This window comes from Aeromonas sp. S12(2024), from assembly GCF_041402305.1.
GTDB lineage: Bacteria > Pseudomonadota > Gammaproteobacteria > Enterobacterales > Aeromonadaceae > Aeromonas > Aeromonas veronii.
Map to the genome: position 1 here is coordinate 131,921 of NZ_JBGLRB010000002.1, position 25,892 is coordinate 157,812.

Annotated in this window: 21 protein-coding genes and 3 tRNA genes; 9 read left to right on the plus strand and 15 right to left on the minus strand. The window is 59.9% G+C overall.

What is annotated here, in order from left to right:
* Positions 1-57: 57 nt before the first annotated feature.
* The 4 genes from ACB035_RS02540 to ACB035_RS02555 all read right to left on the minus strand — a co-directional run bounded on the left by ACB035_RS02540 (position 58) and on the right by ACB035_RS02555 (position 4,013).
* Positions 58-960 carry a LysR family transcriptional regulator gene (locus tag ACB035_RS02540; protein ID WP_236396910.1) on the minus strand — a complete coding sequence of 301 codons (903 nt, stop codon included), beginning with the start codon at positions 958-960 and terminating at the stop codon, positions 58-60.
* 100 nt (positions 961-1,060) lie between these two features.
* Positions 1,061-2,320: a CynX/NimT family MFS transporter gene (locus tag ACB035_RS02545; protein ID WP_236396912.1), complete on the minus strand. Its 1,260-nt coding sequence runs from the start codon at positions 2,318-2,320 to the stop codon at positions 1,061-1,063.
* A complete protein-coding gene (locus ACB035_RS02550; RefSeq protein ID WP_371166596.1) occupies positions 2,317-3,216 on the minus strand; it encodes a pirin family protein in 900 nt (299 codons plus the stop codon). The genes ACB035_RS02545 and ACB035_RS02550 overlap by 4 nt, the downstream gene beginning before the upstream one ends.
* 59 nt (positions 3,217-3,275) lie before the next feature.
* On the minus strand, positions 3,276-4,013 hold the full coding sequence (locus ACB035_RS02555) for an isochorismatase family protein (RefSeq protein ID WP_139731006.1): 738 nt from the start codon (positions 4,011-4,013) through the stop codon (positions 3,276-3,278).
* Positions 4,014-4,205: 192 nt separating this feature from the next.
* Here ACB035_RS02555 and ACB035_RS02560 point away from each other — a divergent pair, with 192 nt between their 5' ends.
* Complete coding sequence (locus ACB035_RS02560) at positions 4,206-5,141, plus strand: LysR substrate-binding domain-containing protein (protein ID WP_371166597.1); 936 nt, start codon at positions 4,206-4,208, stop codon at positions 5,139-5,141.
* Between the two features lie 6 nt (positions 5,142-5,147).
* On the opposite strand, the gene ACB035_RS02565 is transcribed toward ACB035_RS02560, so the two are convergent.
* Positions 5,148-6,056, minus strand: coding sequence for a LysR substrate-binding domain-containing protein (locus tag ACB035_RS02565; protein WP_371166598.1), 909 nt, complete (start codon positions 6,054-6,056; stop codon positions 5,148-5,150).
* A gap of 276 nt (positions 6,057-6,332) precedes the next feature.
* On the opposite strand from ACB035_RS02565, the gene metE reads away from it, so the two are divergent.
* Together metE and ACB035_RS02575 are read left to right on the plus strand one after the other, a co-directional pair.
* Positions 6,333-8,597 carry a 5-methyltetrahydropteroyltriglutamate--homocysteine S-methyltransferase gene (gene metE, locus ACB035_RS02570; protein WP_371166599.1) on the plus strand — a complete coding sequence of 755 codons (2,265 nt, stop codon included), beginning with the start codon at positions 6,333-6,335 and terminating at the stop codon, positions 8,595-8,597.
* Between the two features lie 175 nt (positions 8,598-8,772).
* Positions 8,773-9,522 carry an ABC transporter substrate-binding protein gene (locus tag ACB035_RS02575; RefSeq protein WP_120414108.1) on the plus strand — a complete coding sequence of 250 codons (750 nt, stop codon included), beginning with the start codon at positions 8,773-8,775 and terminating at the stop codon, positions 9,520-9,522.
* Between the two features lie 36 nt (positions 9,523-9,558).
* Here ACB035_RS02575 and ACB035_RS02580 read toward each other — a convergent pair whose 3' ends face one another.
* Positions 9,559-10,422, minus strand: coding sequence for a LysR family transcriptional regulator (locus ACB035_RS02580; RefSeq protein WP_111900620.1), 864 nt, complete (start codon positions 10,420-10,422; stop codon positions 9,559-9,561).
* 166 nt (positions 10,423-10,588) lie between these two features.
* Between ACB035_RS02580 and ACB035_RS02585 the strand changes: the two genes are divergently transcribed.
* From ACB035_RS02585 to pflB, 4 genes are all read left to right on the plus strand, one after another.
* Complete coding sequence (locus tag ACB035_RS02585; RefSeq protein ID WP_158109222.1) at positions 10,589-12,022, plus strand: glycoside hydrolase family 1 protein; 1,434 nt, start codon at positions 10,589-10,591, stop codon at positions 12,020-12,022.
* A 194-nt stretch (positions 12,023-12,216) separates the two neighbouring features.
* Entirely contained in the window at positions 12,217-13,977 is a 1,761-nt protein-coding gene (gene ycaO, locus ACB035_RS02590) for a 30S ribosomal protein S12 methylthiotransferase accessory factor YcaO (RefSeq protein WP_064335887.1), read from the plus strand.
* 381 nt (positions 13,978-14,358) lie between these two features.
* Complete coding sequence (gene focA / locus ACB035_RS02595) at positions 14,359-15,207, plus strand: formate transporter FocA (protein ID WP_005333620.1); 849 nt, start codon at positions 14,359-14,361, stop codon at positions 15,205-15,207.
* 46 nt (positions 15,208-15,253) lie between these two features.
* Positions 15,254-17,536: a formate C-acetyltransferase gene (gene pflB, locus ACB035_RS02600; protein WP_005352571.1), complete on the plus strand. Its 2,283-nt coding sequence runs from the start codon at positions 15,254-15,256 to the stop codon at positions 17,534-17,536.
* A gap of 57 nt (positions 17,537-17,593) precedes the next feature.
* On the opposite strand, the gene ACB035_RS02605 is transcribed toward pflB, so the two are convergent.
* The 8 genes from ACB035_RS02605 to ACB035_RS02640 all read right to left on the minus strand — a co-directional run bounded on the left by ACB035_RS02605 (position 17,594) and on the right by ACB035_RS02640 (position 23,938).
* On the minus strand, positions 17,594-18,292 hold the full coding sequence (locus ACB035_RS02605; RefSeq protein WP_371166600.1) for an AcvB/VirJ family lysyl-phosphatidylglycerol hydrolase: 699 nt from the start codon (positions 18,290-18,292) through the stop codon (positions 17,594-17,596).
* Between the two features lie 11 nt (positions 18,293-18,303).
* Positions 18,304-20,853 (minus strand): bifunctional lysylphosphatidylglycerol flippase/synthetase MprF, encoded by a 2,550-nt coding sequence (gene mprF, locus ACB035_RS02610; RefSeq protein WP_371166601.1) that lies wholly within the window; start codon positions 20,851-20,853, stop codon positions 18,304-18,306.
* A gap of 153 nt (positions 20,854-21,006) precedes the next feature.
* Positions 21,007-21,189, minus strand: coding sequence for a hypothetical protein (locus tag ACB035_RS02615; RefSeq protein ID WP_005337116.1), 183 nt, complete (start codon positions 21,187-21,189; stop codon positions 21,007-21,009).
* A gap of 54 nt (positions 21,190-21,243) precedes the next feature.
* Positions 21,244-22,569 carry a two-component system sensor histidine kinase RstB gene (rstB, locus tag ACB035_RS02620; RefSeq protein ID WP_371166602.1) on the minus strand — a complete coding sequence of 442 codons (1,326 nt, stop codon included), beginning with the start codon at positions 22,567-22,569 and terminating at the stop codon, positions 21,244-21,246.
* A 21-nt stretch (positions 22,570-22,590) separates the two neighbouring features.
* Complete coding sequence (rstA, locus tag ACB035_RS02625) at positions 22,591-23,301, minus strand: two-component system response regulator RstA (RefSeq protein ID WP_371166603.1); 711 nt, start codon at positions 23,299-23,301, stop codon at positions 22,591-22,593.
* Positions 23,302-23,619: 318 nt separating this feature from the next.
* Positions 23,620-23,695 (minus strand) — tRNA-His (locus ACB035_RS02630).
* Positions 23,696-23,747: 52 nt separating this feature from the next.
* Positions 23,748-23,824, minus strand: a tRNA-Arg gene (locus tag ACB035_RS02635).
* A 37-nt stretch (positions 23,825-23,861) separates the two neighbouring features.
* A tRNA-Pro gene (locus ACB035_RS02640) sits at positions 23,862-23,938 on the minus strand.
* A gap of 213 nt (positions 23,939-24,151) precedes the next feature.
* Here ACB035_RS02640 and folD point away from each other — a divergent pair.
* Complete coding sequence (folD, locus tag ACB035_RS02645) at positions 24,152-25,006, plus strand: bifunctional methylenetetrahydrofolate dehydrogenase/methenyltetrahydrofolate cyclohydrolase FolD (RefSeq protein WP_371166604.1); 855 nt, start codon at positions 24,152-24,154, stop codon at positions 25,004-25,006.
* A 117-nt stretch (positions 25,007-25,123) separates the two neighbouring features.
* Here the strand turns inward: folD and cspD are convergent, their stop codons facing one another.
* Entirely contained in the window at positions 25,124-25,342 is a 219-nt protein-coding gene (gene cspD, locus ACB035_RS02650; protein WP_005300025.1) for a cold shock-like protein CspD, read from the minus strand.
* A 229-nt stretch (positions 25,343-25,571) separates the two neighbouring features.
* On the opposite strand from cspD, the gene clpS reads away from it, so the two are divergent.
* On the plus strand, positions 25,572-25,889 hold the full coding sequence (clpS, locus tag ACB035_RS02655) for an ATP-dependent Clp protease adapter ClpS (RefSeq protein ID WP_005337111.1): 318 nt from the start codon (positions 25,572-25,574) through the stop codon (positions 25,887-25,889).
* Positions 25,890-25,892: the final 3 nt, after the last annotated feature.

The following is a 25,892-nucleotide window of genomic DNA, read 5'->3' on the forward strand; positions in this document are numbered from 1 at the left end:
GTCGAGAAGAGCGATAGCCCGGATGAGGAGATGGGCATGCTTGACTGTTAAGCATACTTAAAACGAACTGACGGCCCGCATCTGATCTTTGAGCCAATTAAGCCCGGTATCCTGACCGGAGCTCTTGTGCCAACTCATGTAGACGGGGCAATCCTCCGAGAGCCAGGGGAGGGGATAGCTGGCCAGATCCAGCGCCTGCCCCAGCTTCTCCATATGCCACTGGCTGGCGACGCAGAGCCAGTCGGTACGACTCACCAGATGAAGGGCGGTGAGCAGGGAGTCGCTCTCGTAGGCAATCTGGCGCGGCGGCAGCGGCGCCTTGGTCAGGGTGTTGAGCAGCAAGCTGTCGAGCCGCCTGGTTTGCAATACCACGTGCTTTTCGTTGAAGAAGGTGGCCATGTCGGGGGCCTGGCGGATCCTGGGGTGATCCTTGCGGCAGGCGATGCGCAGGGCCTGGGACATGATCTGCTCGTTTTCGATCCCCTGCTCCGCCATCGGCTTGGTGGCCAGCACCAGATCCACGCTGTGCAGATAGAGGCTGTTCTGGCGCAGGGCTTCGTCCTGCACCTGGGTGTTCCACTCCAGCTGACAGTTGGGGGCTTGGGTCTGCAACAGGTTGTTGAGCTCCGGCAGGAAGAAGATATCGATATCGGGCACCCCCGCGATGCGAAAGGTGCGCCGACTGGTCTGGGGATCAAAGAGATCGGTGCGCTGCAGGCTGCGCTCCATGTCGTGCAGCGGCACCATGATCTCGTGGTGCAGACTGAGCGCTCGCGCCGTGGGGGTGATGCCGCGTCCCTGGCGGACAAACAGCGGCTCGCCCACCAGGGTGGTCAGGCGGCTGATGGCCTGGCTGATGGCCGAGGGGGTCATCTCCATCATCTCGGCGGCCGTGGTGACACCACCATAGCGGATCACCGCATCGAGGACACGAAAGAGATTGAGATCGACTTGAGACATGGTGGCTACCGTTAAGCAAAATTAAACATTTAACATACTGAACAGCCTCTTGTCCGGCCAGTACTCCCTGCGATAACTGTGATGTTTCCCTCTCTATTCGTCATCTTCCATCATGCCGCGAATGCGATCGAGCCTGTTTTGCGGTCGCACTTGAGTTCGGCAGGTGGCCCGCGGCATAGAGCAGCGCGACCAGCAGCAAGCCTCCCAGAAAGAGCCAGCGAGCGTTCCCCCATTGGCCGTTGTCCGTCATCAGGGCCGCCAGCAACAGGGGGCCAAGCAGCTGACCGAGGTTGGCGAGCTGGACAAAAAAGCCCTGCACGATGGCCAGTCGCACCGGCCCCTGACTCACTCCCTGCGCAGACGAGAGGAGCGCCGGCGGCGCCATGCCACCCGAAAGGGAGAGGACGAGGCACAATCCATAGGCCCACCACGGCGACAGGCCGGGCCAGAAGGCGAGCATGCCGCACAGCGCCATCAGGCTCAGTGCCCAGCTGATGAGCCGATCTCGTGCCACGCCCCGGCGCAGCAGCCATGCCCCCATCAGGTTGCCGGGAATATTGGCGACCACCGCCAGCGCCGAGAGCAGAGCGATCTGGCTTTGGCCAATCCCGGGAGTGCCTTGCAACATGGTTGGCAGCCAGACAAAGAGCGCCCATAGCATCAGGCTGTAGAGCGTGAACGCCAACCCGTAGCGCCAGAGTGCCTTCTGCCGGAGCACCGTGAGTTGGCGCAGCGGGTGGCCCGAGTTGATCGAGTTTTGGGGGGCCCCGACCCGCAGTTTATCTGCCGAGCGACTGGCGAGCAGAAGCAGCAGGGCCGAGAGTTGCAGAGCCATCAGGATCAGCCAGGCCAGTCGCCAGCCACCTTGCGCCGTGAGCCAGGGGGTGAGCAGCATGCCGGCCGCCGCACCAAGGGGCAGGTTGACCGCCCACAGGCTCAGGGCCAGTCGTTTATCCTCCTCCCGGGTCACCGCCACGATAAAGGCGGGCATGGCCACCGAGACCAGCAAAAAGCCAATCCCCTCGACAATGCGCGACAGCAGCATCATGGCCAGCCCGGTGGCGGGCAGTGCCAACGCCCCGCCTGCCACGATAACTAGCAGCCCGACAACCCCGGTTTGCCGCCCACTCCAGCGGGTCAGCAACAGGCCGAGAAAGAGGCTGCAGAGGATAGCCAGCGTATTGAAAGCCGAGGCGAGATAGCTGGCTTCAACCAGTGTCAGCCCCAGCTCGCTGCGCAGTATGCCGAGCACGGCGGGCACTTTACCAAGGCAGAGGGCGCCGCTGGCACCGGCAAAAATGGCGAGAAAGACCAGAGGCCAGCGCGTGCTTTGTGGCTGGTGGCCAGCGAGTGTGTTCATGGTCGATATTGGCCGTTGTGCAGCCACTCATCGTTGAGCTGGCCAAATTCGCCGCGCTGATAGGCATGCAGCCGATCTGCAATGGCGTCGTGGCTGTTCATGACGAAGGGGCCATGTTTGACCAGGGGTTCATTGAGCGCCTGGCCTGAGAGCAGCACGAAGTGGCAGGGCTCGGTGGCCTCAAGCTGCAGAGCCACCGCCTCGCCGCCCTCGGCAGGGAGGCTGACTGCCATCCCGTGACCTGCCGGGATGAGGTGCCGCTCTCCCTCCGCCTGCAGGGTCAGCGATCCGGTCAGGGGATAGATCATCGCATTCCAGCCTGTCGCCAGCAGATGGGTGAAGCGGCTACCTGGCTCGCTATTGCCATCGAGCAGGGTAAAGGGTTGGGGCAGCGCTGCCGAGTGTGGCGCCGTTATGCCGTTGCTGTGACCTGCGACCACCCGTACTCGCACCCCTTTGCCATGAAATTCGGGGATGGTGGCAGCGGCTGCGTGGACGGCAAAAGGCGACATCATCTTTTGACGGGCAGGCAGGTTGACGAAGATCTGCAGGGCGTGGACATAGGGGGATGCCCCTTCCGGCTGCTCGGTATGCACGGCCCCGCGCCCGGCCACCAGCCAGTGGAGCGCGCCCGGTTCGATGGGGCCCTGATTGCCGAGGGAGTCGTAGTTGACGTGGGGGCTCGTCGAATCCTCAAACAGATAGGTGACGGCAGAGATCCCAGCGTGGGGATGGGGCTCGAAGGTGGGGGCGGTCATCTGGAAGTGATCCACCATCACCACGGGGTCTATCAGACCGTTGAAAAAGTGTTCGCCAAAATGGCTGGCTGCAAAGCCGCTGCCAATGCGCAGCGGTTGGCCCTTGACGGGGGCGGAGAGAGTCAGGCGTCTGGTCATCGATATAACCTCTTGAAGACAAAAGAAGCCTTCGGTCATCTGACCGAAGGCGGGGCGAGTTACGACTTCTTGGCACCCTCTTGCATCTGCCACACCAGGGTGGCGAAAGGCATGTCGAGGGCGCTGTAGACATCGTGCGCCTTGGGGTCGACGTTGCTGCGCAGCATCTCGACCGCGGCAGAGGCGTAGTCGGTGACCGGGATACCGGCTCCCAGCAAGCGTTGCAGACCCGTGGTGCGCTTGGCTTCGTTGAAGGTGCCGGAGGCATCGAGCACCACCCGGGCATCATAGCCGGCAGCCTTGGCAGAGAGGGCCGGGAAGCTGGCGCAGATCTCGAGGGATACCCCGGCGATGATCAGCTGTTTGCGGCCGGTCTTCTCAATGGCGGCGCGAACGGCAGGATCGTCCCAGGCGTTGATGACGGTGCGGTTGATCACCTTCACATCCGGCAGGGCGCTGGTCAGTTCGGGCATGGTGGGGCCCCACATGCCATCGGGCATGGTCGCGGTCACGATCACCGGCACGCCGAGGGCGCGGGCGGCGTTGGCCAGCGCCACCACGTTGTGCTTGAGTTCGCCCACCGTGGTGTCGCGCACACCGCTCAGCAAGCCGACCTGATGGTCGACCAGCAGCAGTACCGCATTGTCTCGGGAGAGCATCTCCAGATAGCGGTTGGGTGATACAGTCGGATGGCTGGCAGCCTCGGCGGCCATGGCCGGTGTCGCTGTGGTGGCCAGCGTGGCGGCCAGGGTCGCCAGACCGAGCAGGGTGGCAGAGCAGATTTGTCGCAGTTTCATGGTGAACTCCTTGTGATATCGGAACAGTCAAACGGCCCTTGCTGGTGGGGCGGATTGCCCGCGCAGCAACCGTCTGATGGGGACAGGGCCATTATGATGGCTGCAAAAATGGCGACAATCTGGTGAAATAGGTTCTTATCGTTCTATTGGTGGAACGATATGAATCCACCTCACCCTGACCAAGGCTGCCCGATGACACCACTGGAACTTGATTTGAATGATCTCTATCTCTTCACCCATGTGGTGCAGCGACAGGGATTCACTGCCGCCGCGCGGGCGCTTGGCGTGCCCAAGTCGCGGATCTCGCGCCGGATCCGGCTGCTGGAGGAGCGGCTGGATACCCGGCTGCTGCAACGTACCTCGCGCCAACTCAGCCTGACCGATGCCGGTGAGGTGCTCTATCGCCACTGTCAGGCGATGCTGGCCGAAGCGCAGGCGGGAGAGGCGGCTGTGCGGCAACGGCAGCAGGAGCCGAGCGGTCTGTTACGGATCAGCGTACCCATTACCATCGCCGATGCGCTGCTCGCCCGCTTGCTGCCCGCGTTTATGGTGCAATACCCCAAGGTGAGGCTCGCCGTGCAAGCCAGCAATCGGCAGGTGGATCTGCTGGAGGAGGGGCTGGATGTGGTGATCCGCGGGGTGGCCTTCGAGCAGCCCCCCTCCAGTCTGGTGCAGGTGCCGCTCTGTACGGTGCAGTGGGGCGTGCTGGCGACCCCGGCGTGGCTCTCGCGCCACAATGCGCTGGCGCATCCACGGCAGCTGGAAGGAGAGGATGCCCTGCTTTTCAGCTCGCTGGAGCGTCAGGCCGATCTGTTGCGGCTGCGGCACGATAGCGGGGAGAGTGAGGAGGTGGCGGTCAATGTGTTGCTGCGCAGCGACAATGTGCAAACCCTCAAACAGGCGGCGCTGGCGGGGCTCGGGATGGTGGGCTTGCCACTTTACGCCTGCGTCAATGAGCTGGCGGATGGGCGGCTGCAACAACTGCTGCCCGAGTGGCGTCCCAAAGATGGCAAACTGGTGATGCTCTATCCCGCGCGGCGCGGTCTGTCACCGGCGGTCAGGGCCCTCATCGACTTTATCAAGGTGCAGTTGCCTGCACTGCTGGCAGAGGTCGGTCAGCCACGCTGAGGAGAGCTATCCCTCCATCTTGCGGCGAATGCGCTCGAACAGGCTCTGCAGGCAGGCTTGATCCCGATCGGCGGCCCGCACCGCGCCGTACATATGGCGACGAATACCACTGCCGAGGGGGCGGGCGCAGAGCATCCCCTGTCTGACAAACTCGTCGCTGGCCCAGCGCGGCAAGGCGGCAACCCCGAGGCCGGCGGCGGCCATCTGCAGCATCACCGAGGTGTTGTCCACCGGCTTGCAGCGGGCGGGCTCCACCCCGGCGGGTTGCAAAAAGCGGCTGAAGATATCCATGCGGCTGCGCTCCACCGGGTAGACCAGCAGCACCTCCGGCCCCAGATCTCCCGGCTCGATGCGACTCTGGTGGCAGAGGGGATGATCCGGCGCCATCACCAGAGTCAGATCGAAGGCAAACAGCGGCTCGAAGTGGAGATCGCCCCGGGCCTGCACATCGGAGGTGAGCAGCAGATCGAGCTGGCCGCCTAGCAGGGCATTGATGGCATCAAAGCCCGGCACCGACTCCACCTCCAGGTCCACCCCGGGCCACTGGCGGCGAAAATCGGGCAACAGCGGCAACAGCCACTGGATGCAACTGTGGCAATCGAGCGCCAGATGCAGCCTGCCCGCATCGCCGCTCTGCAGGGCCTGCAGCTGTTTCTCGGTCTGGGTCAGGGCGGGCAGAACCTGACGGGCGAGGGCGAGCAGCTGGCTGCCTGCCGCGGTCAGCACCAGCGGACGACTTTTGCGCAGGTAAAGCTCCAGATTGAGGCGGGTCTCCAGCTCTTTGAGCTGGTGGGAGAGGGCGGATTGGGTGAGGTTGAGGGTCAGCGCCGCACCGGCCAGCGAGCCCTGCTCGGCCAGCGCGGTCAATGTTTTCAAGTGTTTGATCTCTATCCCTGCATTGCTTGGCACTGCCATAAGATGGCTCCTTGTGAGATTGCGTATGGCGCTGAGGTTGCGGTCGGCGGTGGCCTGCTGCGCTTCTTGACTGCGGCACCTCTTGCACCGGTAAAAATCAGCCTCTGTATCCTCGCGGTGAACCTGTTCGGCGGTCAGTTGAGGATTATTTGAGAGCCACTTGAAGAGGATTCAATAGTCAGCGTCACCTTATCTTGTCATTTTGGATGTGTAAACATCTGGATGGCTAAATCATCCAGTTTCCCATCAGATGAATGAGCATAAGGAAATGAACCTATGACACGAGCACACACCCTGGGCTTCCCCCGTATCGGCGCCAAGCGCGAGCTGAAATTTGCCCTCGAATCCTACTGGCGTGGCGAGACCACTCAGGCCGAACTCGTTGCCGTGGGCAAGACGCTGCGTGAGCGCCATTGGCAGGCCCAGCACGGCGCTGGGGTCAATCTGCTGCCGGTGGGCGACTTTGCCTGGTACGATCAGGTGCTCGGTACCAGCCTGCTGGTGGATGCGGTGCCTGCCCGCCACCGCCATGGCGAGACCGATCTCGACACCCTGTTCCGGGTGGCCCGTGGCCGTGCGCCGACCGGCCCGGCGGCGGCCGCCGCCGAGATGACCAAATGGTTCAACACCAACTATCACTATCTGGTGCCGGAGTTCAGCCGTGATCAGCGTTTCAAACTGGGCTGGAGCCAGCTGTTTGACGAGGTCGAAGAGGCCAAAGCTCTGGGGCTGCCGGTCAAGGCGGTGCTGCTGGGACCGGTCTCCTACCTCTGGCTCGGCAAGGAGAAAGAGAGCGGCTTCTCCCGCCTTGAACTGCTCGATCGCCTGCTCATCGTCTATCAGGAGATCCTGGCCAAACTGGCCGCCCAAGGGGTGGAGTGGGTACAGATCGATGAACCTGCGCTGACGCTGGACCTGCCGGACGAGTGGCGGCTGGCCTATCTCAACGCCTACGAGCGCCTTGCGGGCCCTTGCAAGCTGCTGCTCACCACCTATTTCGGCTCGGTGGCCCATCAGCGCGACATCATCACCAGCCTCAAGGTAGATGGCCTGCATCTGGATCTGGTGGCCGCCCCCGAGCAGCTGGAGACCCTGGTGCCGCATCTGCCCGCCCAGTGGGTCATCTCAGTCGGGGTGATCAACGGCCGTAACGTCTGGCGTGCCAATCTGGCCAAGCTGGCGCCGACACTGAAGGCACTGAAAGCCAAACTCGGCGAGCGACTCTGGGTGGCCTCATCCTGCTCATTGCTGCACAGCCCGGTGGATTTGACCCTGGAGCAGGAGCTGGATCCCCAGACTCGCAGCTGGTTCGCCTTCGCCTTGCAAAAATGTTTCGAGCTGGGACTGCTCAGAGAGTATCTGGATGGGGGCGAGCTCGACAAAATCACCGCCTACAGCCAGCCCATCGTGGATCGGGAGTCCGACAGCCGGGTGCACAAAAAAGCGGTGCAGTCACGGCTCGCCAGCCTCACCAACAGCGATTTTGATCGCCACAGCCCCTATCCGGTCAGGGCCGAGCTGCAGCGCTCGGATCTCAAGCTGCCGCTGCTGCCCACTACCACCATCGGCTCCTTCCCGCAGACCTCGCAGATCCGGGTGTTGCGGCAGGATTGGCGCGCCGGTCGCATCGATGACAGCGCCTACGAGGCGGGCATAAAGGCCGAGATCCGCGATGCCATTGCGCGTCAGGAGGCCATCGGGCTGGACGTGCTGGTTCATGGTGAGGCCGAGCGCAACGACATGGTGGAGTATTTCGGGGAGCTGCTGGATGGCTTTGCCATCACCCGCTTCGGCTGGGTACAGAGCTATGGCTCCCGCTGCGTCAAGCCGCCGGTGATCACCCGCGATATTGACCGCCCGACTCCCATGACGCTCGAATGGACCCGATTTGCCCAGAGCCTGACCGACAAGCCGGTCAAGGGGATGCTGACCGGCCCTGTGACCATCCTCTGCTGGTCCTTCCCGCGGGAAGATGTGAGCCGCGAGCAATCTGCCCTGCAAATCGGGCTGGCCATTCGTGACGAGGTGGCAGATCTGGAAGCCGCTGGCATCAAGATCATCCAGATCGACGAACCGGCGATCCGCGAAGGCTTGCCCCTGCGCAAGCAGGATCATCAGGCCTATCTCGACTGGGCGGTGCGCGCCTTCCGTCTGAGCGCAAGCCCGGTGGCGGACCGCACCCAGATCCACACCCACATGTGTTACAGCGATTTCAACCTCATCATCGAGGCGGTGGCGGCGCTGGATGCGGATGTGATCACCATCGAGACCAGCCGCAGCCAGATGCAGCTGCTCGAAGCGTTCGAACGCTTCAACTACCCCAACGAGATTGGCCCGGGCGTCTACGACATCCACTCGCCGAACGTGCCGAGCCAGAGCTGGATTGAGGGGTTGCTGCGCAAGGCGGCCAAGCAGATCCCGGCCGAGCGGCTCTGGGTCAACCCGGATTGCGGCCTCAAGACCCGGGGCTGGGAAGAGACTGAGGCCGCCCTCAAGGTGATGGTCGATGCCACCAGGGCGCTGCGGGCCGAGCTGGCGTAACCGGCTAGCCGTGACCGCCATCGGTAAGGTGGCGTGCTGACAAACGAACGAGAGAGGGGAAGCCATTGCTTCCTCTCTCTTTTTTCGTTGGCCACTTTTCCACTGGATCCTGAACCTTGCCGCAGCCCGCTTTGCACTAGGCTCAGAGTTGGCAGAAGTGGATGGAGTCGCGGCCATGAGAGTCAGTCTGGGGAGCGCAATCCTGTGGGGATTGCTGATGTGGCAGAGTGCATGGGCGGCGCCAGCGGCCGAGTTGAAGATGGTCTACTTTGACGACTTTGCCCCATATTCGTGGCGTGACGAACAGGGCAGGATGCGCGGGCTGATGATAGACGTGATGGATCGGGTGGCAGCGCAGATGGGGCTGCGGGTGCGCCATGAAGGTTATCCGTGGCAACGGGCGCAAAAACTGGTGCGGATGGCGCAGGCCGATGGCTTTGTCACCATCGCCACCCGGGAGCGCCGCTCTTACACATTGGTGGTGGAGGAGCCCGTTACCACGACGGTTTTGACGGTATTTACCCGGCTTGGCCACCCCCGGATGAGCGATTTTCAGCGTGCCAGCCGCTTGAGCGACTTCAAATCACTTACCTTTCTCGACTATTTCGGTAACGGCTGGGGCAAGGAGAACCTGGCGGGCTTCACCGTTCATCACACCATCAATGTCGATAATGTTTTCAAAATGCTGGCGGCGGGTCGGGGGGATCTGATGGTGACCGACCCACTGGTGGCACGTTTCAAACTCAATCAGCTGGGATTGTCTGGGCAGGTGGTCGAGGTGCCGCTGCAGCTTGCCTCTACCCCGTTCAATCTCTGCATCGGCAAGCACTCCCGCTTCAATACCCGGATAACCGAGTTCAACCGTGCCCTGCAACAGCTGCGACAAAGCGGCGAGTTGGCGCGTATCGTCGAACGCTATCGTTGATGCGCGGCCGCCATCTGCTGTTTGCCAACGGCGTGTCTATCTTGGCGTCATATCGGCGATGGTTGCCCAGAAGGCATCGATCAAGGGCCCCTTGCTGTGGGGCGGACGGATAAGGCCAATGGTCCAGCAGGCTTCCCCGTCTCTCAAGGGGAGGGTGAGCACATCCGGGTGCTCTATGGTGGTGGAGGAGGGCACCAGGGTCCAGGCGATCTCTGCCGCCGCGGTGGCAACACCGGCGGCGAAGTCGTTGACGTACTGGATATCGCGAAAACGCAGCCCGCTCTGGGCCAGATAGTTCATCAGGTGATCGTAAAAGGACGGGGCCTTGTCACGACGCAGGATCGCCAGCGGCTTGTCCACCAGATCCGCCAACTCCCTCACATCGCGGTAGCTGGCGGGCAGTACGGCGACAAAGTGGGCTTCGACTACCGGCAGGGCGTGCCACCCCTTGGGGGCGGGCATGCGGCAAAAGCCGAGATCCAGCTTGCCTTCACTGAGCGCCAGCAACTGGTGGTGGGTGGAGAGATCGTTGAGCTCGATGGTCACCTGCGGCCGCTCGGCGCGAAAGCGGGCGATGGCGGCGGGCACCAGGATCTTGGTGGCCACGCCAAAGCCGATGCGCAGGGTGCCGACATTGCCCGCCAGCACGTCGCGGGCGGTGCGCGAGAGCTGCTCGCTCTGGATGACCACTGCGCGGGCATCCTCATACAGCGCCCTGCCCAGTCCGGTGAGGCGAGTGGTACTGGCGTTGCGCTCGAACAGCTCGCCGCCCAGCTCCTCCTCCAGCCGCCTTATCTGTTTGCTCAGGGCCGACTGGGTAACGTGCTGACGCACCGCCGCCTGGCCGAAGTGCAGCACCTCCCCCAGAGTGACGAAGGCTTTCAGATCCCGTAGCTCCATCAGGGCTCCTTTCATTCCTGTTGGGAATGTTGAATGATCAAATTTGTCATTGGACGGAATTTTAGAAGTGAAGGATGCTTATGCCAATTCATTTCGGATGCCCAGACAGGGGGCGCCGAGTTATCAGAGATGGCTGACACCATCAGCGCAGAAGGAGCAACACCAGATGCATCACCACAAGTTCAACGACTTCCCGAGCGATTTTCTGTGGGGCGCCGCCTCCGCTGCCTATCAGGTGGAGGGGGGCTGGAATGCCGATGGCAAGGGGCCCTCGGTGTGGGATCTCTTCACCAAGCTGCCGGGCAAGACCTTTGAGGGGAGTAACGGCGATGTGGCGGTGGATCACTACCACCGTATGGAAGAGGACGTGGCGCTGATGGCCGAGATGGGGCTCAAGGCTTACCGCTTCTCGGTGAGCTGGCCGCGCATCTATCCCACCGGTCGGGGGGAGGTGAACGAGGCGGGTCTGGCCTTCTACGAGAAGCTGATCGACACCCTCTTGGCCCACCAGATCGAACCGGTGCTGACCCTTTATCACTGGGATCTGCCGCAGGCGCTGCAGGATGAGTACGGCGGTTGGGAAGACCGACGCATTATCGAGGATTTCGAGCGCTACTGCGTGACCCTCTATCAGCGTTTTGCCGGCAAGGTGAAGTACTGGGTGTCGCTTAACGAGCAGAACTACAACCTGACCAACGCCTATCAGCTCGGCACCCATCCGCCGGCTGTGCAGGATCGCAAGCGCTTCTTTGCCGCCAACCATATCGCGTTTCTGGCCAACGCCCGGGTGATCAAGGCGTTTCGCCAGCATGTGCCAAATGGCCTCATCGGCCCGAGCTTTGCCTACTCCCCTGCCTATCCGGCGTCGTGCGACCCGAAAGATATGCTGGCCTATGAGAACGCCGAGGAGTTCAACAACCTCTGGTGGCTGGATGCCTACTGCTTTGGCCGCTATCCGCAGGCGGCGCTCGCTTACTTGCGAGAAAACGGCGAGGCCCCGGAGATCCTGCCGGGCGATATGGAGCTGCTGCGCGAGGGGACGCCCGACTACATCGGCGTCAACTACTACTACACCCTGACCTACACAGATAACCCCTTGGGCGGTCAGACCCTGCAGCGGATCAACACCACCGGCAAGAAGGGAACTACGCCGTCCAGCGGCATCCCCGGCCTCTACAAGACGGCGCCCAATCCGCACCTTGAGACCAGTAACTGGGACTGGGCCATCGATCCGACCGGTATGCGTATCGCCCTGCGTCGCCTCTCTTCCCGCTATGGTCTGCCGCTGATGATCACCGAGAACGGCCTTGGCGAGTTCGACAAGCTGGAGGCGGGCGACAAGGTGAACGATGTGTACCGCATCGATTACCTGCGCAGCCACGTCAAGGCGTGCCAGGAGGCGATGCAGGATGGGGTCGAATTGCTCGGCTACTGCGCCTGGTCGTTCACCGACATCCTGAGCTGGCTCAACGGCTACCAGAAGCGTTACGGCTTCGTCTATGTGGAGCGTGACGAGCAGGGGGGCTCCCTTCGCCGGATCAAGAAGGCGAGCTTCCACTGGTATAGCCAGGTGATTGCGAGCCAGGGCAAGCAGCTCTGACGGTTTATCGCGTCGCGTAACCAGCGGGTCCAGGCAATCCCCGGGCCCACGCTGTTTGTGGCGGGGGAAGAGGGGGCAAGCCGGTTTCTCACCGTGCGACTCATCCCTGTTTACTGATTTTTGTCCTGCCAAAGCCGCCGACCCCTGCTATTATCTGCGGCCGAACATGAGCCAATAAAAATCAGGATATCGTGATGACTGACCACACTTTTATTCCCGGCAAGGACGCGGCGCTGGAAGACTCCATCGAACGCTTCCAGACCAAGCTGCAAGCCTTGGGCTTTGATATTGAAGAGGCCTCCTGGCTCAACCCCGTGCCGAACGTCTGGTCGGTGCATATTCGCGACAAAGAGTGCGCCCTCTGCTTTACCAACGGCAAGGGTGCCAGCAAGAAGGCGGCCCTCGCGTCTGCCCTTGGCGAATATTTCGAGCGTCTCTCCACCAACTACTTCTTCGCCGACTTCTATCTGGGCGAGCAGGTCGCCAACGGCGATTTCGTTCACTACCCGAACGAGAAGTGGTTCCCCATCGAGGGTGACCAGTTCCCGGCCGGTCTGCTCGACAGCTTCACCCGCAAGTTTTACAACCCGGATGGTGAAGTGACCGCCGACATGCTGGTGGATCTGCAGTCAAACAACGAAGAGCGCGGTATCGTCGCGCTGCCGTTCGAGCGTCAGTCCGATCACGAGACCGTCTACATCCCGATGAACATCATCGGCAACCTCTATGTCTCCAACGGCATGAGCGCCGGCAATACCAAGACCGAAGCGCGCACTCAAGCGCTCTCCGAAGTGTTCGAGCGCCACGTGAAGAACAAGATCATCGCCGAGGCCATCAGCTTGCCGCTGATCCCGGACGAGGTGATTGCCCGTTATCCGGGGATTGCCGCCTCCATCGCCGCCCTCGAAGCGGAAGGCTTCCCCATTTACAGCTTCGATGCTTCCCTGGGTGGCCGCTATCCGGTCATCTGTGTGGTGCTGCTCAACCCGAGCAATGGCACCTGCTTTGCCTCCTTCGGCGCCCACCCGCGCTTCGAAGTGGCCTTCGAGCGGACCGTCACCGAGCTGCTGCAGGGCCGTGGTCTCAAGGATCTCGACGTATTCGTGCCACCGTCATTCGATAACGAGCAGGTGGCGGATCACCACAACCTCGAGACCCACTTCATCGACTCTTCTGGTCTCATCAGCTGGGATCTGTTCAAGCAGGATGCGGACTTCGAGTTTGCCGACTGGGACTTCCGTGGCACCTCGCAGGAGGAGTTCGATCACCTGATCGGCATCTTCCATGAGCTGGAGCAGCCGGTCTATATCGCCGACTACGAGCATCTGGGTGTCTACGCCTGCCGCATTCTGGTGCCCGGCATGTCCGACATCTATCCGGCCGAAGATCTGTTGCTGGCCAACAACAATATGGGCGCCAACCTGCGCGAAGTGATCCTGGCACTGCCATCGCTGGATTGGGATGCCGAGCAGTACATGGCGTTGTTTGATCAACTGGATGAAGAGGGGCACGACGAGCGTACCCGTGTACGCGAGCTGCTGGGCATCGCCGCTGCCAAGGGGACCGCGCTGCACACCCTGCGCGTTGGCGAGCTGAAAGCCATGCTGGCGCTGGCCGCCGGTGAGCTGGAGACGGCGCTGGATCTCATCGACTGGACCATGGAGTTCAACCAGTCAGTGTTTACTGCCGAGCGTGCCAGCTACTACCGCGCCCTGCGTGCCTGCGTCGAGTTGTTCCTCGACGAGGAGCGGGATCCGGAGCAGTATCGCGCCGTCTTCACTCGCATGTATGGCGAAGAGACGCTGGCACAGGCATGGGCTAACGCCAGTGGCGAAGCACGCTTCCACGGGCTGGAGGCGGCCGACCTGTCCCTCTCCCAGTTCCCGCTGCACCAGAAGCTGCTGGCGGCTTACGAGAAGCTGCAAAAGGCCAAGCGAGCCCATCACTGGGCGTGATTGTTGCTGTAAAGGAAGGGGCCGTGTGGCCCCTTCTGTTTATCGTGCGGCAAAGCACGGGATTGTTATTCAAAGATGAAATAAAAAACAAAAAATACCCCTAAGGGGGTTGATGACAGGGCAGGGGATGTGCTGGCGATCTGCAAAGATATCTTGCCAATACCATATTTCCATGCTCTGGAATAAATTCTTTAAAATCATTGCATTAAAAATGTGATATTTCTGTTTCAGCTGATACCTGGTGTAAAGTGGCGTAGCCATCGTACTAAAATATTTGTAGTAAAATTACATTCGCACTCTGATAAACTTGATCAATGTCAATTTTGGCTATTTGGCCCTTTGTTATGATTTCAACAGGCAAAACATTCAGGTAGAAAATAATTGAAAGCTGAATCTCCATTCGATTGTCTCAAGCCCGAAGCCATCGCTGCACTGGCTGAAGACATCACCTATGCCAAGGCTACCAAGCCGGCATACAAGGTCATTCCACTGGCCATTACTGCAGGCGCTTTCATCGCCATCGCATTTATCTTCTACATCACAGTGACGACCGGAACCGGTTCCATGCCTTGGGGTATGGCCAAGTTGGTGGGCGGTCTCTGCTTCTCTCTCGGACTTATTCTCTGTGTGCTGCTCGGTGCCGAGCTGTTCACCTCCACCACCCTGACGCTGGTGGCCAAGGCTGCCAATCGCATCAGCTGGGCTCAGCTGCTCAAGAACTGGGGTCTGGTCTACTTCGGCAACCTGATTGGTGGTCTGTTGATGGTGGCGCTGATCATCGTTTCTGCAGAGTACACGGCCGCAGACGGTCAGTGGGGCCTTAACGCCCTAAAAGTGGCCCAACACAAAATTCACCACACCTTCTTCGAAGCGGTGGCACTGGGTATCCTCTGTAACCTGATGGTATGTCTTGCTGCCTGGATGGCCTTTGGTGCCCGCAGCGCGACTGACAAGGTAGTGGTTATGCTGCTGCCGGTTGCCATGTTCGTTGCATCAGGTTTCGAGCACAGCATCGCAAACATGTTTATGATTCCGGTTGGTATCGCTATCCACAGCGTGGCTAGTCCGGAATTTTGGCAGGCCATCGGCCAGGATCCGGCAACCTTTGCTGACCTGACCGTATCCAACTTCGTCCTACACAACCTCATCCCCGTGACCATCGGCAATATCATCGGTGGTGGCGTGATGGTTGGTCTGACTTACTGGTTTATCTTCCGTCGTCATCATTAAGGATGATTGCGGGATACTACATCAATACCGTGTGAGGTAATGAAAAATGGCAGAACTTAACGAACAGTTCCAAAAAGCATGGGAAGGCTTCGCGGCCGGTGAATGGCAGACCTCTGTCAACACCCGTGACTTCATCCAGAAGAACTACACCCCGTATGAAGGTGACGAGTCCTTCCTGGCTGGCGCGACCGAAGCGACCACCAAGCTGTGGGACAAGGTCATGGAAGGGATCAAAATCGAGAACCGCACTCATGCGCCGGTTGATTTTGATACTGACCTGCCCTCCACCATTACCGCACACGATGCCGGTTATATCGATCAGAGCCTGGAGCAGATCGTTGGTCTGCAGACTGACAAGCCGCTGAAGCGCGCCATCATCGCCAACGGCGGTATCAAGATGGTTAAAACTTCTTGCGAAGTGTACGGTCGTCAACTGGACCCGATGGTCGAGAAGATCTTCACTGAATACCGCAAGACTCACAACCAGGGCGTGTTTGACGTTTACACCAAAGACATCCTGAACTGCCGTAAGTCTGGTGTTATCACCGGTCTGCCGGATGCCTACGGCCGTGGCCGTATCATCGGTGACTACCGTCGTGTTGCTCTGTACGGTGTTGACTTCCTGATGGCCGACAAACTGGCCCAGTTCAAGTCCCTGCAAGCTGACCTGGAAAACGGCGTCAACCTGGAAGCCACCATCCGTCTGCGCGAAGAGATCTCCGAGCAGCACCGTGCCCTGGCACAGATGAAGGTGATGGCTGCCAAGTACGGTTGCGATATCTCCGTACCGGCCAAGAACGCTAAAGAAGCCGTACAGTGGACCTACTTCGCCTACCTGGCGGCAGTCAAGTCCCAGAACGGTGCAGCCATGTCCTTCGGTCGTACCTCCAGCTTCCTGGATATCTACATCGAGCGTGACCTGCAAAAAGGCCTGATCACCGAGCAAGAAGCCCAGGAGCTGATGGACCACATGGTCATGAAGCTGCGTATGGTTCGCTTCCTGCGTACTCCGGAATACGATTCACTGTTCTCCGGCGACCCGATGTGGGCGACCGAGACCCTGGCTGGTATGGGCGTTGATGGCCGTACTCTGGTCACCAAGAACAGCTTCCGTATGCTGAACACCCTGTACACCATGGGCCCGTCCCCTGAGCCGAACCTGACCATCCTGTGGTCCGAGAAGCTGCCGGTCGGTTTCAAAAAGTACTGTGCCAAGGTATCCATCGAGACCTCTTCCGTTCAGTACGAGAACGACGATCTGATGCGTCCGGATTTCAACAACGATGACTACGCCATCGCTTGCTGTGTATCCCCGATGATCGTTGGTAAGCAGATGCAGTTCTTCGGTGCTCGTGCCAACCTGGCCAAGACCATGCTGTATGCAATCAACGGTGGTATGGACGAGAAGCTCAAGATCCAGGTCGGTCCGAAAACCGAGATGGTCAAGTCCGAGTACCTCGACTACAACGACGTGATGGATCGTCTGGACCACTTCATGGATTGGCTGGCCAAGCAATACGTTGCTGCGCTGAACATCATCCACTACATGCACGACAAGTACAGCTACGAAGCCTCTCTGATGGCGCTGCACGACCGTGACGTATATCGCACCATGGCGTGTGGTATCGCTGGTCTGTCTGTAGCCGCTGACTCCCTGTCTGCCATCAAGTACGCCAAGGTCAAGCCGATTCGTGACGAAGATGGCGTTGCCATCGACTTCGAAATCGAAGGCGAATACCCGCAGTTCGGTAACAACGACGCTCGCGTCGATGATATCGCCTGTGACCTGGTTGAGCGCTTCATGAAGAAGATTCAGAAGCTGAACACCTACCGTGGTGCTGTTGCTACCCAGTCTGTTCTGACCATCACCTCCAACGTGGTATATGGCAAGAAGACCGGTAACACCCCGGATGGCCGTCGTGCTGGTGCTCCGTTCGGCCCGGGTGCAAACCCGATGCACGGTCGTGACCAGAAAGGTGCTGTTGCTTCCCTGACTTCCGTAGCCAAGCTGCCGTTCGCTTACGCTAAAGATGGTATCTCCTATACCTTCTCCATCGTGCCGAACGCACTGGGTAAAGATATGGAAGCCCAGAAAGCCAACCTGGCTGGCCTGATGGACGGTTACTTCCACCACGAATCCAACGTAGAGGGTGGTCAGCACCTGAACGTTAACGTGATGAACCGTGAAATGCTGCTGGACGCCATGGAAAACCCGGAGAAATATCCGCAGTTGACCATCCGCGTATCCGGTTATGCCGTTCGCTTCAACTCTTTGACCAAAGAGCAACAGCAAGACGTCATCACCCGTACCTTCACTGCTTCTCTGTAATAGAGAGATAGTGAGCAAAAACCGGCGCCAAGGCGCCGGTTTTTTTATGCGTGCGATTCAGGGGCGATTCAGATGCTTGGTGATGGCCTGATAGAGCTGGGGGTAGTTATCGTCAAAATGGTGTCCTCCCGGTAGGGTGACGGTCGTGACGTTGGGTTGGTTGAGACGGGGGCAGAGGCGGTCGCCGTCATCGTCATCGGCACCTTGCAGGCAGAGCATCGGCAGGTCGCGGATGGTCTTCACCTGTGGTTCGGTCGGGTAGCTGCGGGCCTTGTGGGTCAGCATATCGCTGACGTGGATCTCGAAGTCCGAGCTGGTGGAGGGGGAGAGCATCACGGCCCCGACCAGCCCCTGACGATAGTGCTCCGGCAACCGGTTGATGACGAAGGGGACAATCTCGGCACCAAACGAGAAGCCGACCAGCAGCCAGCGAGGGTGCTGCCAGCGCGCCTGATAATCATCGAGGATCCGCTCCAGATCGGCGGTCACTTGCTCCGGGGTTTTCTTCTTCCAGTAGTAGGTGAGGGAGCTCCAGCCCACGACCGGCATGCCGTGCAGCTGAAACTGGGCGCTCAACCCCTTGTCGAGGGCTGCCCAGCCACCATCGCCGCTGAGAAAGATCACCATGGGGGTGTCGGATGGCTGCTTGACCGGCAGCTCAATCAGGCTCAGGTCATCCTTGACCGGGGCGGCGTGCGCCGCAAAAGATGAAACGGGCAGTACGAGACTGAGTAACAGCAATATCAGGGCTCTCATTGGCCATGCTCCTATTTCTTGATCAGCCCCAGCGGGCCGCGGCTAATCAGGGTGATCAGGTGAGTCAGAGTTCTGGGCAGTACTAGCTTGCTGCTGCAGAGCAGGTAGCGGGGTTCCCAGCGGGGCGAAAATTTCTCCTTGTAGCGTCTGAGCCCCTGAAAGTTGTAAAAACGGCTGCCACGCACAAACAGGGTATTGCCAAGGCGGGCCCAGTAGCTGTTGAGCGGGTGATCGTTGAAGCCGGACATGGGGGCCATCCCCAGATTGAAGCTGGCGTACCCTTGCGCCTTGCCCCACAGCAGCAGTTCGACAAAGAGAAAATCCATGATGGGGGCGGTGCCGGTATCCAGGCTGTAGCGCATCAGATCGATGGAGAGCATCTCCTTGTTATCGCTCACCCAGAGGTTGGCAAAACCGACGATCTGCCCCTCGTGCCACACCAGCGCAGCCGGGCTCAAGGTCAGGTAGTCAGGCTCGAAGCGGCCGACCGAGAAGCCCTTCTCCTTGCCCATCTTGCTCTGCAGCCAGGTATCGGAGACGGTCTGCAATCTGGGCAGCAGTGGGGCCACGGCACTGGCCTCGACCACCTCGAAGGTCAACCCTTCCCGTTTGCCTTTGGCGTGGCTCTGGCGCAGGCCGCGCAGGCGGCTGCCCGCCAGATCGAAGGTGGCCAGATCGACCATCGCCTCTTCACCGAGCTTGAAGGGGATCAGCCCCAGCTCCAGATAGAGCGGAAGATAGCGGGCCGAGACCTGATAAAAGACCGGATTGGCGTCGTGCTCGTCGCACCGCTCGCGAAATTGCCAGAGCAGCTCTTCGATCTGCTCGGGGCGGCCGACCGGATCCCCCATCACAATCCAGCTGTTGCCCTCGATGCCATACATCAGGAAAGTGTCGCCGGCGGGATGGAACAGCAGGGACTTGTCCTGCAGCTGGGCCAGATAGCCGTGGATCCCCCCTTCACGCACCACCAGTTCGTGGGCGCGCGCCAGCGTCTCCTTGTCCGGCTTTTCACCGACCATGCGCAGCGGTGCAAGCAGCTGGGCAACCCCGGCCACGGCCAGCACGGCCACCACGCTCCCCATGGCGCGCAGGCCGCGGGCCGCCCCGCCGTGGGGCGAGAAGTGGAACCAGAGGGCGTGGTCATACTCCACCTGACGGTAGGAGAAGAGCAGCAGCCACAGCGCCCCCAGCAGCACGGCGCCGACCGAGATGAGCCAGCCCGGGGTGTACTGGGGATAGAGCAGCGACCCCTTGCGATAGAAGAGGGCGCGGCAGGGTGTCATGATGAGCAGGAAGCTGCCAAGCAGCAGGGCTGACTCCCAGTCTCCCCCCTTGAGCAGGGAGAAGGCGATACCCAGAGCCAGCAGCAGCTGGGTGATGCGAAACGCGGCGTCGTGACGGCGATAGAGGCTGCGTGCCAGCAGGATCAGGAGGATACCGCTCACGCTGCCGAGCACGTGGGAGAGCTCCAGCAGATGGAGCGGTAACACCTGCAGCCACACTTCGATGTGGCTGCGCATGGTCGGGATCATCCCCGAGCAGAGCAGCAGGCTGCCGGCGGCGAAGGTGCCCATGCTGATAAGGGCGGGCAGAAATTCGCGCACTGCGCTCATCAGCCCCTGTAGCCGCTGCCAGCGCGCTTTTTGTTGCAGCATCTCCTGACTGGTAAAGAGCAGCAGGGCACAGAGAAAGGGAAGCAGGTAATAGATGCAGCGATAGAGCAGCAGCGAGGCGAGCAGCTTGTCGGTTGGCAGGTAGTTAGCCAGCAACAGGCTCATGCTCGCTTCGAACACCCCAATCCCGCCCGGCACGTGGGCCAGCACCCCGAGGAAGCTGGCCAGCACGAAGGCACTGAGCAGCACGGGGTAGGGGACGCTATCTGCAGGCAACAGCACAAACAGCACGGCGGCGGCGGCCATCCAGTCGGCCAGCGCGACCAGCAGCTGCAACAGACGAACCTTGAAGCCGGGCAGGGTCAGCGTGTGTTTCCGCCAGGAGAGACGGTGTGTGGGCCAGCAGAGGTAGCAGGCCACTAACAGCAGAGCCATGACGCCCGCCAGCTTGAGCAGGGTATCTGCCCATTGCGGCCAGTCAGGCAGCAACTGTGATACATCGCAGGTCAGTAGGGCGCCACCTCCCCACGCCAGCAGGCCGAGGAAAAAGGTGATGGAGCAGAACAGCACCACGCGGGCCACTTCTCCGGTGGTGAGCCCCAGTGCGGAGTAAAGGCGATAGCGTACCGAGGTGCCGGTTAGCAGGGCAAATCCCAGGGTGTTGGAGAAGGTGTAGGCGATAAAGGAGGTGATGCTGACCTGTTGCCAGGGAAGGCGCTTGCCCAGCGCATGGAGCGCCAGCATGTCATAGCTGCAGAGACAACCATAACTGAGCAGGGTCAGCAACAGGGCGCCCGCCAGTCGCGGCAGGGGTTGGGACCAGATGGCCACACGAATATCGTGCCAGTGCCATGCCTGAGTCAGGTGATACAGCACGGTCAGTGCGGTGCCGAGCAGCAGCAAGCTGCACAAGGGGCCGAGCCATTTAAGCAGATGACGCCACATGCCATGTTCCTGTGGTCATTGACCGTTTCCCGCAAAGGGGGAGCCGGGTCGTGGATCCGGTTTGGACGAGGGAGGCGCTCGTCAGGAAAATTTCGGGAAGAGATGGAAAGGGAGGCGTCAGCCTCCCTCTGTGCTATCCAGTGACCGGTTGGATCACTTGGTTTTCGGCGCGACTTTGACGGCAGGGGTCTTGGCGTGGGTGGCTTTATGGTGTTTTTTCACCACCTTGGTCTGGGTAGCCTGCGGTGTGGCTGTCTTGGTCGGGGTGGCCGCCATGGTGAAACCGGAAGTGAGGGCGAAGACGGCTGCCAGGGTCAGAGGAATGATCTTTTTCATGTTCAATTTCCTTATTCGGGTTGATGTTATGGAGCGTTCTCCATGACAGTCATCCTATGACGGTTGCTGCGGCCCTTCAGTGAGCGGTTGGTGACGGTTTGTATCCAAATGTACAGGCAGGGTGAGGCAGAAGCGGGCGCCGTGGTCACTGGCCAGCAGCGCCACATCCCCCCCGTGATGACGGGCAATGCTGCGCACGATGGCCAGCCCCAGTCCGGTGCCGCCGGTGCGACGATCCCGGCTCTGATCAAGGCGCACGAACGGCTCGAAGATCTGGGGCGCCAGCGTCGGATCGATCCCCGGTCCATCGTCGCTCACCTCCAGCAGATAGTTCTCCTGCAGCCGCGAGATGGAGAGGGTAACCTCGCTCTCGGCGTAGCGCAGAGCGTTGCCGATGAGGTTCTCCACTGCGCGCGTCAGCAGACGCTGATCGCCGCACCAGGGCATGTGGCGTTGCGACAGATCGAGGGTGAGCTTCTTTTCGGGGGCCAGCGCTTTCCAGTCGCCGAGATGCGCTTGTGCCCAGTGACTGAGCTCCAGCTCGTCGTGCTGCAACGGCAGCTCGGGTCTATCCAGCCTGGCGTAGGTGAGCATCTCTTCGATCAGAGCGTCCAGCGCCCCCAGATCCCGCTCCAGCGCCTGCTGCTCGTGCTCGGCAGGGGCAGGATCGAGAATGGCAAGCCGATAGCGCAACCGGACCAGCGGGGTGCGCAACTCGTGGGCGATGGCATCGGTCAGTTGTTTGCGGCTGGCAATCATGGCCTGCAATTGGGTCGCCATTTGATCGAAGGTGCGTCCCACCCGGGCCAGACTGCTGCCCGGTGGCAGATTGGTTCGGCAGGAGAGATCCCCATCGCCTACGCGACGTGCGGTTTGCTCTAACTGCTGCAAGCCGCGCCAGTGGGGACGCAACCACAGAAGGATGGGCAGGCCGAGGGATAGGCCGATCACCAGCAGCAGCCCCACATCGACCCAGTGCAGCTCGTGCAGGTAGGAGAGGTAGGGTACAGGGCCGACAATCAGCACCCGGTCGGTATCGGGGATGCGCTGCAGGAAGGTGTCATCCTCCTCGACGATGACAATGTTGCCAGCGGCCAAAAAGGCCTGATCCTCGCTGGCCAGCGGCTGGCGCACCAGCTCGCCGATCTTGAGGGGGAGGGTAAACTGACTGCTCTGCTCGGCCAGCCGAGCGGGCCAGCGCTCGGGCGGGGTTCTTGCCAACTCGCCGGTCAATAGGCCAAGGGATCCCTGCATCATGCGTTCGAGATAGCGATCACCCGCCCGTTCGGCGGTCACCTGATAGACCACGCCAACCAGCAGGATGGCCAAGGTGAAGCAGCCGATCAGCAACAGATAGAATTGGATAAAGAGACGGCGCATGGCGGTGCTCCCGAAAGAGGGTTATTCCCAGGCGTGGGGGACGAAGAGGTAGCCTTTCTGGCGCACCGTCTTGATCCTGGTCGGGTTGTCGGGGTTATCACCCAGTTTGCGGCGCAGGCGGGAGATGGCCACATCCATGCTGCGATCCTGACCGTCGTACTCCCGGCCGCGCAAGCTGCGAAAGAGGGCTTCCCGACTCAAGATTTGGCCCGCGTGGCAGGCGAGCTCCCACAGCAGATCAAAGTCGGCGGTCGAGAGAGCAATGCTCTCGCCATCGAGCCGCACATCTCGTCCCGGACCATCCACCCGCAGCCGACCAAATTGCAGTTGCTGGGGAACGCTGCTGGTGGCTGCCGGTTGGGTTGATGCTTGCTGGTGCTGGCGAAACTGCACCCTCAGTCTGGCCAGTAGCACGGGGGGCGGCGTTGTTTTGAGGATGTAGTCGTTGGCACCCAGCTCCAGACTCAGGATCTGGTTCATGTCGCTATCAAGCGAGGTGAGCATCACGATAGGGCCGTCGAAGCGCGGCCGCAGTTCCCGACAGAGGGACATGCCATCTTGCCCTGGCAGCATGATATCGAGCAGCACCAGGTCGGGCTGTTCGGCCTCGACCCGGGCCAGCGCCATGTCCCCTCTGGGCTCGAGGATCACTTCCATATCGTGGCGACCGAGCCAACTGCTGATGAGCTGGCCAATCTCGGGATCATCTTCGACAAAAAGAATGCGTTGCATAGAAAAGCTCCAACGGAAAGCAGGAGAGAAGAAGAGCGATCAGCATATCAATGGCGCTTGGGAAATACAGAAAAAGAACCAGGCAGGCTGATGTGTAGGGGGGGGGGTGGTTGTGTGTATCGATGGGGAGGCGCACATCGTGACAAATGGGCGGAGCCGCGTTTATTGATCTGGAGGATGATGGCCTTGCAGACAAGGCAAGGCGCTGTCGGGCGTAAAAACAAAAAAACCGGCCAAGGCCGGTTTTTCGCGGAGCAGACCAGAATTCACTGCACCAAGTCGATGGACATCACCTTGCGGCGATTATCGACAGAATAATGGGGTGGCTGATGGGGCTCGAACCCACGACAACCGGAATCACAATCCGGGACTCTACCAACTGAGCTACAGCCACCACTGAAATTTTCATCAACACTCGCCAATCCAGAAGAGAAGGAGAGCATCAATGGCGCGCCCTGCAGGATTCGAACCTGCGACCCACGGCTTAGAAGGCCGTTGCTCTATCCAACTGAGCTAAGGGCGCTTTGTATCAACACGTCTTAAGGACGAGTCGATGAACATGGTCGGTGATAAAGGATTCGAACCTTTGACCCTCTGGTCCCAAACCAGATGCGCTACCGGGCTGCGCTAATCACCGAAAATTCCTGACCAGCATATCGACATGAGTCGTACTGGGCAACGGGCGGGCATCATAGCCAAGCGTAAGGGGCAGCGTCAACGACTTTTTCCCCCAGTAAATTCAAGTGCCTACTTATTGCCCGCTACAGGTCTGGCGTGCGTCTGCCGCTAACATCCCGGCTAAAAAAATGCGACAATGCGCGGCAGTTGAACACATGGTGAGTGGAGAACGATGTCTGCCAAAATCATAGATGGAAAACAGGTTGCGCAAACGATTCGCAGCCAGGTCGCGGCGCAAGTCCAACAGCGGTTGGCGGCAGGGAAACGGGCTCCAGGGCTGGCAGTCATTCTGGTGGGGGCGGATCCCGCCTCTCAGGTCTATGTCGGCAGCAAACGTCGGGCGTGCGAGGAGGTGGGTTTTCTCTCCCGCTCCTATGACCTGAGTGCCACTGCCAGTCAGGAAGAGCTGCTGGCGCTGATTGATCAGCTGAATGCGGATAGCCACGTAGATGGCATTCTGGTTCAGCTGCCGTTGCCGGATCACTTTGATACCACTCAGGTGCTGGAGCGAATCCAGCCTGACAAGGATGTAGATGGATTTCACCCGTATAACGTCGGCCGTCTGGCCCAACGTATTCCGGCGCTGCGCCCCTGCACTCCGAAAGGGATCATGACACTGATCGAGACCACCGGCGTGAAGACGCACGGTCTGCATGCGGTCGTGGTGGGAGCGTCCAACATAGTGGGGCGTCCCATGACCCTCGAATTGTTGCTGGCGGGCTGCACAACCACGACCTGTCACCGCTTTACCCGGGATCTGGAAGATCAGGTACGCCGTGCCGATCTGCTGGTTATTGCGGTCGGCAAGCCCAACTTCATTCCTGGCGAGTGGATCAAACCGGGGGCACTGGTAATCGATGTGGGCATCAATCGCCTGGCTGATGGTTCGCTGGTCGGTGATGTGGAGTTTGAGACGGCGCGCAGCCATGCCTCCTTCATTACTCCGGTACCCGGTGGTGTGGGCCCGATGACGGTCGCCAGCCTGATGGAAAATACCCTGATCGCCTGCAGTGAATATCACGACTGATCATGGCTGGTGATAACCCTGTGATCCCGTGAGGAGGCAGGATTCGCCAGAAATCTGACAATAAAAAACCGGTTGCTCAGAGAGGAACCGGTTTTTTATTTATCCAACGGGTGTTATTTACATATTTTGTGCTTCGTTTGGCACAATCACAGAGGCGTGATTTCCTTTCGGCCCCTGTTGCAGTTCAAAATTGACAGCCTGACCCGCTTTCAGGGTCTTGTAGCCCTCCATTTGAATCGTGGAGTAGTGAGCGAAGATATCCTCACCGCCCCCTTCCGGACAGATAAACCCAAATCCTTTTGCGTTGTTAAACCACTTAACTGTGCCGGTTGCCATACTTCTACATCCTTTTATTGATTACCCAGAAGTCGTTGAGTAACCTGCGCCAGCCCTTTATAACTAGGGACATGGGCCCATAGCAGACGGGCACAGATTAGCAAGTAACCAATCTAGTCTAACTTTTGAGCGAGTCAAGAAGTTGTTAACAGCTGATGTGATCTGGTTAACAAGTCTATTGACAACCTTGTGTTAGACGGTAGTAATCTAGAGGTACCAAAGCGCGATTATGAGCAAGCAGAAAGAACTCTTTGCTAATGAAGAGATTGCAGAAGCAGAGAAAACAAAGCTGCAGCCGCCACCCATGTATAAGGTTGTGTTGAACAACGATGACTACACGCCCATGGAGTTTGTGGTGGAGGTGCTGCAAAAGTTCTTTGGTATGGATTTGGACAAGGCGACTCAGGTCATGCTGAGTGTGCATTATAGTGGTAAGGGTGTCTGCGGCATGTTTACCGCAGAGATCGCCGAAACCAAGGTTGTCCAGGTCAACACCTATGCACGTAACAACGAACATCCACTGCTCTGTACTATGGAAAAGGCTTGAATC

Bases quoted from the DNA above. Each gene is read 5' to 3' on its own strand.
- ACB035_RS02540 (WP_236396910.1), bottom strand. From the start codon at position 960: ATGTCTCAAGTCGATCTCAATCTCTTTCGTGTCCTCGATGCGGTGATC.
- ACB035_RS02545 (WP_236396912.1), bottom strand. From the start codon at position 2,320: ATGAACACACTCGCTGGCCACCAGCCACAAAGCACGCGCTGGCCTCTG.
- ACB035_RS02550 (WP_371166596.1), bottom strand. From the start codon at position 3,216: ATGACCAGACGCCTGACTCTCTCCGCCCCCGTCAAGGGCCAACCGCTG.
- ACB035_RS02555 (WP_139731006.1), bottom strand. From the start codon at position 4,013: ATGAAACTGCGACAAATCTGCTCTGCCACCCTGCTCGGTCTGGCGACC.
- ACB035_RS02560 (WP_371166597.1), top strand. From the start codon at position 4,206: ATGACACCACTGGAACTTGATTTGAATGATCTCTATCTCTTCACCCAT.
- ACB035_RS02565 (WP_371166598.1), bottom strand. From the start codon at position 6,056: ATGGCAGTGCCAAGCAATGCAGGGATAGAGATCAAACACTTGAAAACA.
- metE (WP_371166599.1), top strand. From the start codon at position 6,333: ATGACACGAGCACACACCCTGGGCTTCCCCCGTATCGGCGCCAAGCGC.
- ACB035_RS02575 (WP_120414108.1), top strand. From the start codon at position 8,773: ATGAGAGTCAGTCTGGGGAGCGCAATCCTGTGGGGATTGCTGATGTGG.
- ACB035_RS02580 (WP_111900620.1), bottom strand. From the start codon at position 10,422: ATGGAGCTACGGGATCTGAAAGCCTTCGTCACTCTGGGGGAGGTGCTG.
- ACB035_RS02585 (WP_158109222.1), top strand. From the start codon at position 10,589: ATGCATCACCACAAGTTCAACGACTTCCCGAGCGATTTTCTGTGGGGC.
- ycaO (WP_064335887.1), top strand. From the start codon at position 12,217: ATGACTGACCACACTTTTATTCCCGGCAAGGACGCGGCGCTGGAAGAC.
- pflB (WP_005352571.1), top strand. From the start codon at position 15,254: ATGGCAGAACTTAACGAACAGTTCCAAAAAGCATGGGAAGGCTTCGCG.
- ACB035_RS02605 (WP_371166600.1), bottom strand. From the start codon at position 18,292: ATGAGAGCCCTGATATTGCTGTTACTCAGTCTCGTACTGCCCGTTTCA.
- mprF (WP_371166601.1), bottom strand. From the start codon at position 20,853: ATGTGGCGTCATCTGCTTAAATGGCTCGGCCCCTTGTGCAGCTTGCTG.
- ACB035_RS02615 (WP_005337116.1), bottom strand. From the start codon at position 21,189: ATGAAAAAGATCATTCCTCTGACCCTGGCAGCCGTCTTCGCCCTCACT.
- rstB (WP_371166602.1), bottom strand. From the start codon at position 22,569: ATGCGCCGTCTCTTTATCCAATTCTATCTGTTGCTGATCGGCTGCTTC.
- rstA (WP_371166603.1), bottom strand. From the start codon at position 23,301: ATGCAACGCATTCTTTTTGTCGAAGATGATCCCGAGATTGGCCAGCTC.
- folD (WP_371166604.1), top strand. From the start codon at position 24,152: ATGTCTGCCAAAATCATAGATGGAAAACAGGTTGCGCAAACGATTCGC.
- cspD (WP_005300025.1), bottom strand. From the start codon at position 25,342: ATGGCAACCGGCACAGTTAAGTGGTTTAACAACGCAAAAGGATTTGGG.
- clpS (WP_005337111.1), top strand. From the start codon at position 25,572: ATGAGCAAGCAGAAAGAACTCTTTGCTAATGAAGAGATTGCAGAAGCA.